The organism is Azoarcus sp. Soil_N_20, from assembly GCF_057656155.1.
Genome location: NZ_JBDGKX010000045.1, coordinates 1 through 1,378 on the forward strand (window position 1 = coordinate 1; position 1,378 = coordinate 1,378).

The 1,378-nt window shown below is 60.2% G+C and carries 1 protein-coding gene and 1 pseudogene; one reads left to right on the forward strand and one right to left on the reverse strand.

Annotated features, from left to right (window positions below; translation table 11 throughout):
* Positions 1-171: 171 nt before the first annotated feature.
* Complete coding sequence (locus AC3A35_RS27780; RefSeq protein ID WP_487439789.1) at positions 172-1,077, reverse strand: LysR family transcriptional regulator; 906 nt, start codon at positions 1,075-1,077, stop codon at positions 172-174.
* A 107-nt stretch (positions 1,078-1,184) separates the two neighbouring features.
* Between AC3A35_RS27780 and AC3A35_RS27785 the strand changes: the two are divergent.
* Positions 1,185-1,378, forward strand: a pseudogene (locus tag AC3A35_RS27785) (mandelate racemase); the annotation flags it as partial.

The following is a 1,378-nucleotide window of genomic DNA, read 5'->3' on the forward strand; positions in this document are numbered from 1 at the left end:
CACTCGACGCGGTCATCCGGCAGAAGTCCGGCCATCTTGGCGTCAAGTCCAGGGGCGCAGGATACCGATAGAGCTTCTCGTTCATGTCCTCGGCACCCCGCGAAATGACTGGCGCGATTCGGAGGTGCTGTCTCCGCACGAAGGCTGTCTGCGAGGCCATGAACTAACCGGCTAGGTCGCTTCGCTCGCAAGCTGCTCGACCAGGAAGTTGATGAACATCCTGACCCGGGCAGGCAGATTCTTCTTGCTGGGGTAGTAGGCATACAAATCCGCGCTTGGTAACGTGAACTCGGGAAAAATGCGCCGCAGCCGGCCGCTTTCCAGGTGCTTGGTCACATCCCACTCCGAACGAATGACAATGCCCTGACCGTCCAGTGCCCACCCCTGAACGATGTCGCCATCGTTACTGGACAGGGCGCCATGGACCTTGACGATTTCGGTCCGCCCATCGATCAGGAAACGCCACACGCCGTACGCATCATCGTTCTGTCGATGGACGATGCAGCGGTGCTTCGTCAGATCGTCCAGCTTCTTCGGCGTGCCGTGCCTTTCCAGGTAAGCGGGCGAGGCGCAGAGGAAGCGCCGGTTCGACATGATCCGGCGCGCGTTGATCCGGTTGTCCGGCAGCTCGCCAAACCGCACCGCGAGGTCGAAGCCTTTCTCGATCAGATCGACAGGACGATCCGTGACCTCCAGTTGAACCTCGACATCGGGATGCCGGGCCGTAAAGCTCGAAACGAGCGGCGCGATCACGGTCCGACCAAATCCGAGCGGTGCGTTCACGCGCAGGAGTCCGCGTGGCGCGTGCCCGTTTCCCGAGACGATCTCATCCAGCTCTCGCAACTCATCGATCAGGCGGGTTGCATGCTGGAGGTAGACTTCCCCCTCGGGCGTCAGGCTGATCTTGCGCGTGCTGCGATTCAACAATCGTGCTCCGATGCGCTTTTCCATCGACGCAAGGCGCATCGTGGCGGCGGGGGGCGTGATATCGAGCGCTCGGGCCGCCGCCGACAGGCTGCCCAGCCTGTTCAGCAGCACGAAGAACTCGAGCTCGGAGAAGTTTGCAGTCTTAAGCACGGCTTAATAATGATGTCAGTTGTGGCTGAAACACGGGGAGGATGCTTAAAACTATCTTAGCGTCACTGGAGCTGACTTACCAGCTTCACCCCCTCAAGGAGACGCAGATGAGAATCGTGGAAATCCGCGAAAAGACCGTTCCGATCAGTTCCCCGATCAGGAATGCCTACATCGACTTCAGCAAGATGACGCTCAGCCTGGTGGCCGTCGTCACCGACGTGATCCGCGACGGCAAACCGGTCATCGGCTACGGCTTCAACTCCAACGGCCGTTATGGCCAGGGCACCCTGATGCGCGAGCG